This window comes from Rothia kristinae, from assembly GCF_016028855.1.
GTDB classification, from domain to species: Bacteria; Actinomycetota; Actinomycetes; order Actinomycetales; family Micrococcaceae; genus Rothia; species Rothia kristinae.
Map to the genome: position 1 here is coordinate 2242652 of NZ_CP065738.1, position 12384 is coordinate 2255035.

General features: G+C 70.2%; 12 protein-coding genes and 2 tRNA genes. 4 read left to right on the top strand and 10 right to left on the bottom strand.

Annotated elements, in window-relative coordinates:
- Positions 1-188: 188 nt before the first annotated feature.
- From I6G21_RS09860 to I6G21_RS09890, 7 genes are all read right to left on the bottom strand, one after another.
- Positions 189-413: a hypothetical protein gene (locus I6G21_RS09860; protein WP_064725389.1), complete on the bottom strand. Its 225-nt coding sequence runs from the start codon at positions 411-413 to the stop codon at positions 189-191.
- An 88-nt stretch (positions 414-501) separates the two neighbouring features.
- Positions 502-960 carry a hypothetical protein gene (locus I6G21_RS09865; protein WP_058730253.1) on the bottom strand — a complete coding sequence of 153 codons (459 nt, stop codon included), beginning with the start codon at positions 958-960 and terminating at the stop codon, positions 502-504.
- Between the two features lie 86 nt (positions 961-1046).
- Positions 1047-2342: an ATP-dependent Clp protease ATP-binding subunit ClpX gene (gene clpX / locus I6G21_RS09870; RefSeq protein WP_064725390.1), complete on the bottom strand. Its 1296-nt coding sequence runs from the start codon at positions 2340-2342 to the stop codon at positions 1047-1049.
- 190 nt (positions 2343-2532) lie between these two features.
- The gene (locus I6G21_RS09875; RefSeq protein ID WP_058730251.1) at positions 2533-3207 is read right to left on the bottom strand and encodes an ATP-dependent Clp protease proteolytic subunit; all 675 of its coding nucleotides are present in this window, start codon (positions 3205-3207) and stop codon (positions 2533-2535) included.
- Between the two features lie 55 nt (positions 3208-3262).
- A complete protein-coding gene (locus tag I6G21_RS09880) occupies positions 3263-3898 on the bottom strand; it encodes an ATP-dependent Clp protease proteolytic subunit (protein WP_064725391.1) in 636 nt (211 codons plus the stop codon).
- A 258-nt stretch (positions 3899-4156) separates the two neighbouring features.
- Positions 4157-5482, bottom strand: a complete 1326-nt coding sequence (tig, locus tag I6G21_RS09885) for a trigger factor (protein WP_064725392.1) — start codon at positions 5480-5482, stop codon at positions 4157-4159.
- A gap of 163 nt (positions 5483-5645) precedes the next feature.
- Positions 5646-5718: transfer RNA gene (locus tag I6G21_RS09890), tRNA-Pro, on the bottom strand.
- 231 nt (positions 5719-5949) lie between these two features.
- On the opposite strand from I6G21_RS09890, the gene I6G21_RS09895 reads away from it, so the two are divergent.
- A tRNA-Gly gene (locus I6G21_RS09895) sits at positions 5950-6020 on the top strand.
- Positions 6021-6142: 122 nt separating this feature from the next.
- Here I6G21_RS09895 and I6G21_RS09900 read toward each other — a convergent pair.
- Positions 6143-7048: an Fpg/Nei family DNA glycosylase gene (locus I6G21_RS09900; protein ID WP_064725393.1), complete on the bottom strand. Its 906-nt coding sequence runs from the start codon at positions 7046-7048 to the stop codon at positions 6143-6145.
- Positions 7041-7535 (bottom strand): ribose-5-phosphate isomerase, encoded by a 495-nt coding sequence (locus I6G21_RS09905; protein WP_064725394.1) that lies wholly within the window; start codon positions 7533-7535, stop codon positions 7041-7043. Before I6G21_RS09905 ends, I6G21_RS09900 begins: the two co-directional genes overlap by 8 nt.
- Positions 7536-7700: 165 nt before the next feature.
- Between I6G21_RS09905 and pepN the strand changes: the two genes are divergently transcribed.
- Both pepN and I6G21_RS09915 read left to right on the top strand, forming a co-directional pair.
- Entirely contained in the window at positions 7701-10247 is a 2547-nt protein-coding gene (gene pepN, locus I6G21_RS09910) for an aminopeptidase N (RefSeq protein ID WP_129357475.1), read from the top strand.
- A 6-nt stretch (positions 10248-10253) separates the two neighbouring features.
- Positions 10254-10634, top strand: coding sequence for a globin (locus I6G21_RS09915; RefSeq protein WP_129357474.1), 381 nt, complete (start codon positions 10254-10256; stop codon positions 10632-10634).
- A 4-nt stretch (positions 10635-10638) separates the two neighbouring features.
- Here the strand turns inward: I6G21_RS09915 and I6G21_RS09920 are convergent, their stop codons facing one another.
- A complete protein-coding gene (locus tag I6G21_RS09920) occupies positions 10639-11334 on the bottom strand; it encodes a hypothetical protein (RefSeq protein ID WP_129357473.1) in 696 nt (231 codons plus the stop codon).
- An 85-nt stretch (positions 11335-11419) separates the two neighbouring features.
- On the opposite strand from I6G21_RS09920, the gene I6G21_RS09925 reads away from it, so the two are divergent.
- Entirely contained in the window at positions 11420-12325 is a 906-nt protein-coding gene (locus I6G21_RS09925; protein WP_129357472.1) for an acyl-CoA thioesterase, read from the top strand.
- Positions 12326-12384 lie beyond the last annotated feature (59 nt).

A 12384-nucleotide genomic window follows, 5' to 3' on the forward strand; every position in this document is an offset into this window, starting at 1 on the left:
CGGAAGCAGAGCGCCGCCGCGATCACCCCGACGGCCAGCTCCACCCCGAGGATGATCCCGTCCACCGCGGTCACCGCCCCGCCGAGAAGCACGATGAGGCCGAACAGCGCCAGGCAGGCCAGCCAGGCGCCCAGCCCGCAGCCGATCCGCCAGCCGATCGCTTGCGGGCTGGTGCGGCGGTAGCGGGTTTAGGTGACCTCGGGGATCCATCGATTCATGGCCCACTCGATGAGGATGCCCACGACCACGGCCACGGCGAGGCCCAGCAGGGAGGACGGCGCGATCCACGGGTCATCCCCGCGGAACGCGGTCCACACCAGCACGGCCGCGACCACGCCGAGCGGCTGGGCGAGCCCGCGGAGCCCCAGCTTCCAGGGGGCCGGCGCCTCAGGTGCGGAGGGCGGGCTCATCATCAGGCCGTCTCCTCTCGGCGTGCTGTGATCTCCAGAACAACAGAGGTGGAACCGGAGAGTCAAGACCGGTCCCGCCCCGGGCACGCGGCTAGAGGGAGGGCGACGCGTCGTCCCGCTCCCTCGCGATCTCCTCCATCCGGCGCACCCCGGCGAGGTAGGACACAGCGGAGAACACCGCCATGGCCGCGAGGACGATGATCATCAGGGTCGCGTTGCCGAAGATGCTGAAGCGGTAGGTCGCCGCGGTGCGGCTGACGATGAAGGCCGCTGCGATCCACGCGGTGACGAACAGGAACGGGACGAGGGCCCGCCAGAGGATCATCCGGCGGGAGGAGTACTTGGCCCGCTCCAGCTCGGGGTCCTTCGCATCGGCCAGCGTCCGCGGCAGCAGCGCCAGACCCGCCACGAAGCCGATCACGATCGGCACCAGCGCCCAGTTCTGGGAGCGCTCCTGCGGGATGCCCAGGACGACGCCGAGAAAGATCGCCGACGTCGTGAGAAACGGGGACCCGTATTCGCGGATCAGGACCTTGGGGATGCTGTGCACGATGCTGCGGACTCCTTGCGTTCATGGATGAGGTCTGACGACGGGATCGGCCGGAACAGTGTCCCGGTACCCTCGGACCGGGAAACTCAGGAGGCGCTCTTGCGCTGCGCCTCGAGCTCCTCCCGAGTGATGATCTCCGGCTCGCTCTGCCCGCGCACGGCCTCGGCGGTGACCACCACCTCGGCGACGTCCTCCCGGGAGGGGATCTCGAACATCACCGGCTGCAGCAGCTCCTCCATGATGGCGCGCAGACCGCGCGCCCCGGTGCCGCGGGAGATGGCCAGGCGGGCGATCTCCCGCACGGCGTCGTCCGTGAAGTGCAGGCGGACGTCGTCGAAGGAGAACATCCGCTGGTACTGCTTGGCCAGGGCGTTGCGCGGCTCGGTGAGCACCCGAGCCAGGTCCTCCTCCCCCAGCTCGGACAGGCTGGCCAGCACCGGCAGGCGCCCGATGAACTCCGGGATCAGCCCGAACTTCAGCAGATCCTCCGGCAGCAGCTTCTGCAGGATGTCCGTCTCCTGGGCTGCCTGCTCGATGGGAGCGCCGAAGCCGATGCCCTTCTTCCCGACGCGCGCCCCCACGATCTCCTCCAGGCCCGCGAAGGCACCGGCGACGATGAACAGGACGTTGGTGGTGTCGATCTGCACGAAGTCCTGCTGCGGGTGCTTGCGCCCGCCCTGGGGCGGCACGGCGGCGACGGCGCCCTCGAGGATCTTCAGCAGCGCCTGCTGCACGCCCTCCCCGGAGACGTCGCGGGTGATCGAGGGGTTCTCGGACTTGCGGGAGATCTTGTCGATCTCATCGATGTAGATGATCCCGGTCTCGGCCTTCTTCACGTCCCCGTCCGCGGCCTGGATCAGCTTGAGCAGGATGTTCTCCACGTCCTCGCCGACGTAGCCGGCCTCCGTCAGGCTCGTGGCATCGGCGACGGCGAAGGGCACGTTCAGCTTCTGCGCCAGCGTCTGGGCGAGGTAGGTCTTCCCGGAGCCGGTGGGCCCGACCAGCAGGATGTTGGACTTGGCGATGTCCACGTCCTCCCCGCCGGAGGCCAGCAGCTGCTGGCCGGTCACGGGGGTCGCGGAGTCCTTGGCGCGGATCCGCTTGTAGTGGTTGTACACCGCCACCGCGAGGGCCCGCTTGGCCGGGTCCTGACCGATCACATACTCCTGGAGGAACTCGTAGATCTCCCGCGGCTTGGGCAGCTCCGCGGAGGCCAGTTCCGTGACCTCGCTGAGCTCCTCCTCGATGATCTCGTTGCACAGCTCGATGCACTCATCGCAGATGTACACCCCGGGGCCGGCGATGAGCTTGCGGACCTGCTTCTGGGATTTGCCGCAGAAGTTGCACTTGAGCAGGTCGGCGGTCTCACCGAGACGGGACATGGTTCCTCACTTCACGCGGCGACGAGGGCGGGATGCGCGGGCGGTGGGCCCGCTCGCGCGCAGGGTCCGGGCCGCCGTCGGGCGGGCGCATCGGATACCAGGCTACCGGCTGCGACGCCCCCGCGTCTGCCCTGTTGCGCAGGGTGTGGATATGACGCGGGGGCGCTGCGAGATGACGGATCCGAACGGATCAGTCCTGGGTGTTGATCTGCGGCTTGTTGATCTTGCGGGACTCCAGGACCTGGTCGATCAGGCCGTACTCCTGGGCGTCCTTGGCGGTGAGGATCTTGTCCCGCTCGATGTCCTTGTTGACCTGCTGGCTGGTCTTGTTCGAGTGCAGGGCCAGGGTGTCCTCCAGCCAGGTGCGCATGCGCATGACCTCGTTGGCGTGGATCTCGATGTCCGAGGCCTGCCCGCCCTGCTGCCCGGCCAGGGCCGGCTGGTGGATGAGCACGCGGGCGTTGGGCAGGGCCAGGCGCTTGCCGGGGGTGCCGGCGGCCAGCAGGACCGACGCCGCGGAGGCCGCCTGCCCCAGGCACACGGTCTGGATCTCCGGGCGGATGTACTGCATCGTGTCGTAGATCGCGGTCATCGCGGTGAAGGAGCCGCCCGGGGAGTTGATGTACATGACGATGTCCCGGTCCGGGTCCTGGGCCTCCAGGACCAGCAGCTGGGCCATGATGTCATCGGCCGAGGCGTCGTCGACCTGCACGCCGAGGAAGATGATGCGGTCCTCGAACAGCTTGGCGTAGGGGTCCTGGCGCTTGTAGCCGTACGGGGTGCGCTCCTCGAAGGAGGGCAGCACGTACCGGTCGGTGGGCATGGTCAGGCCGGAAGCCTGGGCCTGCGGGGAGGTGAAGTTCATGGAAGTCTCGTGTCTCCTGGGAAGAGGTGGGGTGTGCGTGGCGGACCGGGGAGGTTCAGGAGTGCTTCAGGGTCCCGCCGCCGCCGGAGACGGAGCCGGCGGACTGGGCGATGTGGTCGAAGAAGCCGTACTCCAGGGCCTCCTGGGCGGTGAACCAGTTGTCCCGGTCGTTGTCCTCGAGGATCTGCTCCACGGACTTGCCGGTCTGCTGCGCGGTCAGCTCGGCCATGCGCTTCTTCATGTCCAGGATCAGCTCGGCCTGGGTGCGGATGTCCGAGGCGGTGCCGCCGATGCCGCCGGAGGGCTGGTGCATCAGGATCCGGGCGTTGGGGGTCGCGTAGCGCTTGCCCGGGGTCCCGGAGGAGAGCAGGAACTGCCCCATCGAGGCGGCCATGCCGGTGGCGATGGTCACGACGTCGTTGGGGATCAGCTGCATCGTGTCGTAGATGGCCATCCCGGCGGTGATGGATCCGCCCGGAGAGTTGATGTACAGGTAGATGTCCGCCTGCGGGTCCTCCGCGGAGAGCAGGAGCATCTGGGAGCAGATCAGGTTGGCGTTGTCATCGCGCACATCCGAGCCGAGCCAGATGATGCGCTCCTTGAGCAGACGGTTGTAGACGTGGTCGTCCTGGCCGCCGGGCTCGCGGCTCATCTGCGGGGCCGAACCGTGGGCGGAAAGCTGCTGTGCCATCGGTGGTGTGTCCTCTTCTCGTCGCTGAGCGGCAGGCCCCCGTCCACCCGGGACGGGGCGTCGGCGGGGGCCTTCTCCGCTGGTGTCTGTCTACGACAGTAGTAGGCCGACGCCCGCGCGCCCACGGGTGCCCGAGCCAGTTCGCTGTTGGCTTGCCGGGGGCTGGACGGCAGAACGACGCCGCCCCGAGCCCCTCCTCAAGGCGGGAGGGGGTCGGGGCGGCGTCGTCGCTCAGCGAGCGCGAAGGGGCGGAGGGGATCAGTCCTGCTGGGCGGTCTCCTCGGCCTGCTTCTGCTCGCCCTGCGGGTTGAGGTAGGAGCTCAGGTCCACGGCGTTGCCGGAGGCGTCCACGACCTCGGCCTGCTCCAGCACCTTGGCCAGGGCCTTGGAGCGGCGGACCTCGCCGACCATCATCCCGGCCTGCCCGGAGGAGTCCAGCATCTGGGCGAACTGGTTGGGGTCCATGCCGTACTGGGAGGACATCGTGATGATGTAGTCGATCAGCTCGGCCTGCTCGACGCCGATCTCCTCCTTCTCGGCGATCGCGTCGAGGATGACCTCGTTGCGGAAGGCCCGCTCGGTGTTCTCCCGGACCTCGGCGCGGTGCTCCTCGGAGTCGTGGTCGGCCTCGGCGTTGGGGTTGGAGAAGTGCTGCTCGACCTGCTCGTCGATGACCTTCTCCGGCACCGGGACCTCGACCAGCTCGACCAGGCGGTCCAGGGCCTTGTCCCGGGCCTCGGCGCCCTGCTCGGCGACCTTGGCCTGGGCGGCCTGCTTCTTCAGGTCCTCCTTCAGCTCGTCGATCGTGTCGAACTCGGAGGCCATCTGGGCGAAGTCGTCGTCGGCCTCGGGCAGCTCGCGCTCCTTGACGGCGCTCAGCTTGACCTTCACGGTGGCGTCCTCGCCGGAGTGCTCACCGCCGGCCAGCTGGGTCTCGAAGGTCGCATCCTCCCCGGCGGACAGGCCGGTGAGGGCCTCATCCAGGCCCTCGAGCATGGTGCCGGCACCCACCTGGTAGGACAGGTCGTTGGCGGCGTCGACCTCCTCGCCGTCGATCGTTGCCTGCAGGTCCAGGGTCACGAAGTCGTCCTCGGCGGCCGGGCGGTCCACGGCCTTCAGGGTGCCGAAGCGGGAGCGCAGCTCGTCCAGGGCCTTCTGCTCGTCCTCGGCGGTGACCTCGGCGTCGGCGACCTCGACCTTCAGCCCGGTGTACTCGGGAAGTTCGATCTCGGGGCGCACGGTGACCTCCAGGGAGACCTGGATGTCCTTCTCGCGCGCGTCAGACTCGGGCTTGGCTACGACGTCGACCTCGGGCTGGGCCAGCGGGGTCAGCTCGTTCTCGGCCAGGGCCTGCTGGTAGAAGCCGTTGAGGGCGTCGTTCAGGGCGTTCTCCACGACGAAGTCGTAGCCGACGCGCTGGTCGATCAGCGCCGCGGGGACCTTGCCCTTGCGGAAGCCGGGCAGCTGGATCTGGTTGGCCAGGTCCTTGTAGGTCTTGGTGAGAAACGGCTTGAACTCCTCGAAGGGCACATCGACCTGGATCTTGGCCAGGGTGGGGTTCTGCTTCTCGACGGTGGTCTTCACGTCCGTTGGTCTCCTACGGGTCGTCTTGGATGGAGCCCGCGCGGATGCCCGAGCGGGCGGGTTGCGGCGTGCTCGCCTACACGGCGGGATGCGCCGCGCACGTGTGATCGGAGAAGGGCCGCGCGAACGCCGCGTCGACGTCGCAGATCCGGCCCCTCCACCGTCGGGGTGACAGGACTCGAACCTGCGATCTCCTGCTCCCAAAGCAGGCGCGCTAGCCACTGCGCTACACCCCGTCAGCCTCAGGTCAGTTTAGCGTCTCGCCCTCGCATTGCGAATCATGCTCGCGCAGTCTGCTCGCCGCATCCATGCGGAACGGCCGCCGCGGGGCCCGTCCCGCGTCTCTTGTGGGCGGTGCTGGTGCCGCCCGGAGCGCACCGGTGGATTTGACGCCCGGCGAGCCGGTGGTGTTCGATAAGGTGGTCCGCCGAGGCCCCCCGTTCCGGGGTCGGTTCCTCGCGCAGCGCGGGGATGTAGCTTAATGGTAAAGCCTCAGTCTTCCAAACTGATGACGCGGGTTCGATTCCCGTCATCCCCTCTCACGGCCCCGTCACCCTCCGGTGGCGGGGCTTCGTCGTCTCCTGACGCCGGTCGCGACGCCGCCGAGACCGTACGGTCTCGGCGTGTGTGCGGTCTCGGGGTCCTCGCCTCCGGGGCCGCTCAGCGCGGGGCCTGGCAGACGGTGCACCAGTAGAGCTTGCGCCCGCCCAGGTCCTCCACGACGATCGCGTCCTGTCCGCAGACCCGGCAGGGGCGTCCGTGGCGCAGGTAGACGTAGTTGGCGTGCTCGCGCCAGGCCCGCTCGGCGGGCACCCCGGGCCGGTGCTCCGGGGCGGTGGTCACGATCCGACCCAGCCGCACGGCGGCCTCCATGAGGGTGACGTTGTCCCGCCACAGCAGCTCCAGCCGCTCCCGCGGGACCCGAGCTGCCGGGGTGTGCGGGTGCTGACCGGCCCGGAACAGGCTCTCCGCGCGGAAGATGTTCCCGATGCCGGCCACCGCCTTCTGATCCATCAGCACCGCGCCGATGGGTCGGGAGGTCGCAGCCGCCGCGGCGTAGAACGGCTCGGGGTCGGCCTGCGGGTTCAGGGGGTCCGGGCCCAGCTGGGCGTCCAGGGCCGCCACCCCGGTGGGCTCCAGGACCCGGCAGATCGCGGCCCCCACCAGGTCCGCGTAGCCGTGCTCCCCCACCAGGCGCACCCGGGTGGTGGGTCGCGGGGCCGGCGGCCCGGCGTAGGCGGCCGGGGCGTCGTCTGCCTCGGTGCCGGCGGTCTCCCGCTCGGCCATCCGTCGGGGCGCCCCGATCGAGGAGGCGGCGGCGAAGGTCTCATCCCCGCCGAAGGTCCACGCCCCGTACATCCCCAGGTGCACGTTGAGGGTGAGGTCGTTGTCGAAGCCGAGGAAGAAGTGCTTGCCGTGGGCCCGGGAGGTGACCGCCCGCGCCCCGTTCAGCAGGGCGGCTCCCTGGGCGAAGCGCCCCTGGGGGCTGGAGACCCGCAGGGTCTGGCCGAGGAAGCCCTCCGCGAAGCGGCGGGCGACGCGGTGGATCGAGTGGCCCTCAGGCATCCGCGTCCAGAACGCTGCCGGCGATCCCCCCGGTGCGCTCGTACTCGCCGATCTGCCCGATGCGGCGCACGTGTCGCTCGTCGCCGCTGAACGGGGTGGACAGGAAGACCCGGATGATCTGCAGGGCCTCCTCCTTCTCGTGCTGGCGGCCGCCCACCGCGGCGATCTGCGCGTCGTTGTGCTCCCGGGCCAGGGCCGCGGTCGCCTCGCTCCAGATCAGGGCCGCGCGGATGCCGGGCACCTTGTTCGCGGCCATCTGCTCGCCGTTGCCGGAGCCGCCGAGCACGATCCCGAGGGCCTCGCGCCCGGCGTCGAGATCCCGGCGCACCGCGATGGCGGCGTCGATGCAGAACGCCGGGTAGTCATCCTGCGGGTCATAGGTCTGCGGCCCGTGGTCGATCAGCTCGTGGCCGTCGGAGGTGAGGCTGTCCACCAGGTAGCGGCTGAGCTCCAGCCCGGCGTGGTCGGTGGCGATGTGGATGCGCAACGTCGCTGCTCGCTTCCTCGGTCGCGGCCTCCGCGAAGCGGCGGGGCCTGTGCGGTGCTAGGGGTGCGGGCCGTTCGGGCCCGGCCCCGCCCACACTACCCGGTGGGGTGTAATACCCTGAGAGTCAGGTTGAAACCGCTGTCCCCGATGAAAGGCCACGCGCCCATGCCCGGAATGAATCTGACGCGCCAGGAGGCGGCCGAGCGCGCCGACGTCGTCACCCGCGTGCACTCCTATGACATCCGCCTGGACCTGACCGGGTCCTCCCGGGCCTTCGCCTCGACCACCACGGTCGTCTTCGACGCCGTGCCGGGGTCCTCCACGTTCATCGACGCGGTCACCGACTCGGTGCAGCGGGTGCGCCTGAACGGGCGGGACCTGGATCCCGCGGAGGTCTCCGACGGGGTGCGCATCCAGCTGCCGGAGCTGGCCGAGAGCAACGAGCTGACCGTCGAGGCCCAAGCCCTGTACACCAACACCGGCGAGGGCCTGCACCGCTTCGTGGACCCGGTGGACGACGAGGTCTACCTCTACACCCAGTTCGAGGTGCCCGATTCCCGGCGCATGTACGCCGTCTTCGAGCAGCCGGACCTGAAGGCCGAGTTCACCTTCACCGTCACCGCTCCAGCCGCCTGGACGGTGATCTCCAACCAGCCGGTGGACTCCCGCGAGGAGCAGGGCGAGCAGGCGGTGTGGCGCTTCCGCCCCACCCCCCGGATCTCCTCCTACATCACCGCCCTGGTGGCCGGGCCCTACGCCAAAGTCTCGGATTCCCTGACCAACGCCGAGGGCCGGGAGATCCCCCTGGACCTCTACGCCCGGCGCTCCCTGATCGAGCACCTGGACGCGGAGGACATCTTCACCCTGACCAAGCAGGGCTTCGCGTTCTACGAGGAGCAGTTCGGGGTCCCCTACCCCTTCGAGAAGTACGACCAGCTGTTCGTCCCCGAGTTCAACGCCGGGGCGATGGAGAACGCCGGGTGCGTGACCATCCTGGAGGACTACATCTTCCGCTCCAAGCCCACCGAGGCCATGGTGGAGCGCCGGGCCATCACCGTCCTGCACGAGCTGGCGCACATGTGGTTCGGGGACCTGGTGACCATGAAGTGGTGGAACGACCTGTGGCTCAACGAGTCCTTCGCCGAGTTCATGTCCCACCTGGCGGCCGTGTCCAACACCCGGTTCACCCACGCCTGGACCACCTTCGGCGCCTCGGAGAAGACCTGGGCCTACCGCCAGGACCAGCTGCCCTCGACCCACCCGATCGTCGCCCCGATCAACGACCTGCAGGATGTGCAGGTCAACTTCGACGGCATCACCTACGCCAAGGGCGCCTCCGTGCTGCGCCAGCTGGTGGCCTGGGTGGGCCAGGAGGAGTTCATGCGGGCGCTGCGCTCCTACTTCGAGAAGCACTCCTGGTCCAACGCGACCCTGGCGGATCTGCTCGCGGAGCTGGAGTCCACCAGCGGGCGCGAGCTGGATTCCTGGTCCAAGGTCTGGCTGGAGACGGCCGGGGTCAACACCCTGACCCCCTCCATCACCGCCGCCGAGGACGGCACCCTGGAGTCCGTGGAGGTCATCCAGACCGCCCCGAACGACTACCCGACCCTGCGTCCGCACCGGATGACCGCCGGGTTCTACGACCTGCGGGACGGGAAGCTGGTGCGCACCCACCGGGTGGAGTTCGACGTCGAGGGCGAGCGCACCGCGATCCCCGGCGTCGCCGGGCGGGCCCGCCCGGATCTGATCCTGCTCAACGACGAGGACCTCGCCTACGCCAAGGTCCGGCTGGATGAGCGCTCCTTCGATACGGCCGTGGCGCACCTGCGCGACTTCGAGGAGTCCCTGCCGCGCGCCGTCGTGTGGGGGGCGGCCTGGGACGGCACCCGGGACGGGCAGATCCCGGCCCGGCAGTTCGTGGACCTGGTGCTGAACAACATCGACGCGGAGACGGACTCCACCTCGATCATGACGCAGCTGCGCAACCTGGCTACGACCCTGAAGATGTACGTGCGCTCGGATGCCCAGGAGGCCACCCGGGAGAAGGCCGCACAGCGGCTGTGGGAGATCGCCCAGTCCGCCCCGGCCGGGTCGGACCGCCAGCTGCAGTTCGTGCAGGCCTTCGCCGCCCACGCCACCACGGAGGAGCAGAAGGACACCGTGCGCGCGCTGCTGGAGGGTCAGCAGCGGCTGGAGGGCCTGGAGATCGACCGGGACCTGGCCTGGCGTCTGCTGATCGCGCTGGCCGCGGCCGGGCGGGCCGACGAGGCGGAGATCGACGCCGCCGCGGCCGAGGACAACACCTCCACCGGCGCCCAGAAGGCCGCCCAGGCGAAGGCCGCGATCCCCACCGCGGAGGCCAAGAACCGGGTGTGGGAGCAGGTGGTGGAGCACCACGACCTGCCCAACGTCATCCAGCGCTCCGCGATCATGGGGTTCAACGCGACCACCAAGAGCTCCCTGCTGCGCCCGTTCATCCCCCGCTACTTCGCCGCGATCGAGCGGGTCTGGCAGGAGCTGTCCCACGAGATCTCCCAGCAGATCATCACCGGGCTGTTCCCCCAGGTGGTGGACCGGGACGTGCTGGAGGCCTCGGAGCAGTTCCTCAGCCAGCTCGGCGAGGGCCGGGACTCCCTGCGCCGCCAGGTGATCGAGGGGCGCGACGGCATCGAGCGGGCCCTGCGGGTGCAGGCCGCGGACGTCATCGGCTGACGAGTCGTGAGCGCCCCGAGCCTATATGAGCAGATCGGCGGGCACGCGGCCTTCCAGCGGCTCACCCGGGAGTTCTACTCCCGGGTGGCCGCGGACCCGGAGTTCGCCGCGATGTACCCGGAGGAGGACCTGGAGCCGGCCCGGGTGCGCCTGGAGATGTTCCTGGAGCAGTACTTCGGCGGGCCCACCACCTACGGGCAGCTGCGCGGACACCCGCGGCTGCGGATGCGCCACGCCCCCTTCCGCATCGACTCCGCGGCCCGGCAGACCTGGCTGCGATTCATGCGCGAATCCCTGGACACCCTCGAGCTGCCGCAGATGCTGGACGGGCTGATGTGGGACTACTTCCAGCGGGCCGCCGTCGCGATGACGAACACCCCCGGATAGCCGGTCACAGGGAGGCGGCGGGGCGGGCCAGCAGGTGCCCCGCCCGGTTGGACAGGCGCCGCCACGGGCCCTGGGCGTGCACGACGACGTCGCCGCCGCCGAGGAAGCCCAGCGCCTTGGCCCCGAAGGCCGCACCGGCCACGAAGCCGCCGGGCTGCTCCACGGTGCCCCAGATCCGCGAGCGCACGGTGCTCAGCACCGCCGCGCCCGCCTGGGCCGGCAGGGCCTGCTCTACGGCCCGGCTGCCCTGCCGGGCGAGCTCCTCGAGCCGCTGAGCAGAGACCGTGCCGCACTCCTTCCAACCCGAGGTGCCGGGGATCGCCCCGGACCAGGCGGCCCGCACGGTGATCGGGGGCAGGGCCAGCGCCGCCCCGGCCCGGTCCACGCGGGCCAGCCGATCCAGCACGGCCGCCGCCTGCACCGTGACATCGGCTCGGGAGGGTTCGGACAGGTGCACGGCCCGCATGCCCAGGACCGTGGGCACCTGCTCCAAGAGGGTGTCCCCGCTCATCACGGGCACCCACACGGCCAGGACCGAGCCCACGGCCTGCAGGCGCACCGCGGCACCCTCGTCCAGGGCGCGGGCCCGGGAGATCAGAGTGGCCAGGTCCCTGGCCTGCCGGGGATCGGCCAGCCGCAGGACGGGGGCCGTGGACTGCTCGGGGGTGGGCCGGTCAGCGGCGGGGGCGTCGTCGTTCATCCTCCCCACCCTAGTCCGGACCCGCCGCGCGGGTGGGGCTGGGCGGTGGGGCTGGGTGACGAGGCGTCGCGGCTACGATGGGCGGATGAGCGAAGTCGATGACTCGGGTGCCCCCGCCGATCCCTCGGAGGCCACCGCGAAGCTGCTGAGCATGTTCCGGCTGGCTCCGGAGGAGCCGCTGCGCACCACGGAGGACGTCTTCGTTGGACGCACCGTGGGACCGGAGACCCCGCGGGTCTACGGCGGGCAGGTGCTGGCCCAGTCCGCGATCGCGGCCAGCCGCACCGTGGCCGAGGACCGGCCGATCCACTCCCTGCACGGGTACTTCCTGCGTCCCGGGGATGTCACCCAGCCCATCACCTTCGGCGTGGAGCGGATGCGCGATGGCCGCTCCTTCTCCGCCCGCCGGATCCACGCCTACCAGGAGGGGCGGGTGATCCTGTCCTGCCTGGCCTCCTTCCAGGTCCCCCAGCCGGGGCTGGAGCATCAGGAGCGGATGCCCGAGGGCGTGCCGGCCCCGGAACAGCTGCCCAGTCCGCGGCAGCTGCTGGCCGACGTCGACGATCCGCGGGCACGGCGCATCGCCTTCGGGCGTCCCTTCGACCTGCGCTACGTCTCCGAGCCGATCTTCCTGGCCCCCGCCGGGGCCCGGGAGGCCTCCACCGCGGTGTGGTTCCGGACCTTCGGGCGGCTGCCGGATGATCCGGTGATCCACCGGGCCGCGATCGCCTACGCCTCGGACTACACGCCGATCGAGCCGATCCTGCGCCGGCACGGGAAGTCCTGGACCGAACCGGGCCTGGCCGCGGCCACCCTGGATCACGCGATCTGGTGGCATCGGGAGGCCAGGGCCGATGAGTGGCTGCTGTACACCCAGCATTCCCCGAATGCCTCGGGTTCCCGGGGGCTGGCCTGCGGGAGGATCTTCGACTGCACCGGGCGCCTGATCGCCACGACGACGCAGGAGGCGATGATCCGACTGCCGGAGTGAGCCCCCGCCTGGCCTTATCCACCGAAGACGCCGATGGCGCCTGCCCCCGCGTTCTCGGG

Coding starts and splice junctions, on each gene's coding strand:
- I6G21_RS09900 (WP_064725393.1), bottom strand. CDS start 7,048: ATGCCTGAGGGCCACTCGATCCACCGCGTCGCCCGCCGCTTCGCGGAG.
- clpX (WP_064725390.1), bottom strand. CDS start 2,342: ATGTCCCGTCTCGGTGAGACCGCCGACCTGCTCAAGTGCAACTTCTGC.
- I6G21_RS09880 (WP_064725391.1), bottom strand. CDS start 3,898: ATGGCACAGCAGCTTTCCGCCCACGGTTCGGCCCCGCAGATGAGCCGC.
- I6G21_RS09920 (WP_129357473.1), bottom strand. CDS start 11,334: ATGAACGACGACGCCCCCGCCGCTGACCGGCCCACCCCCGAGCAGTCC.
- I6G21_RS09925 (WP_129357472.1), top strand. CDS start 11,420: ATGAGCGAAGTCGATGACTCGGGTGCCCCCGCCGATCCCTCGGAGGCC.
- I6G21_RS09875 (WP_058730251.1), bottom strand. CDS start 3,207: ATGAACTTCACCTCCCCGCAGGCCCAGGCTTCCGGCCTGACCATGCCC.
- I6G21_RS09860 (WP_064725389.1), bottom strand. CDS start 413: ATGATGAGCCCGCCCTCCGCACCTGAGGCGCCGGCCCCCTGGAAGCTG.
- pepN (WP_129357475.1), top strand. CDS start 7,701: ATGCCCGGAATGAATCTGACGCGCCAGGAGGCGGCCGAGCGCGCCGAC.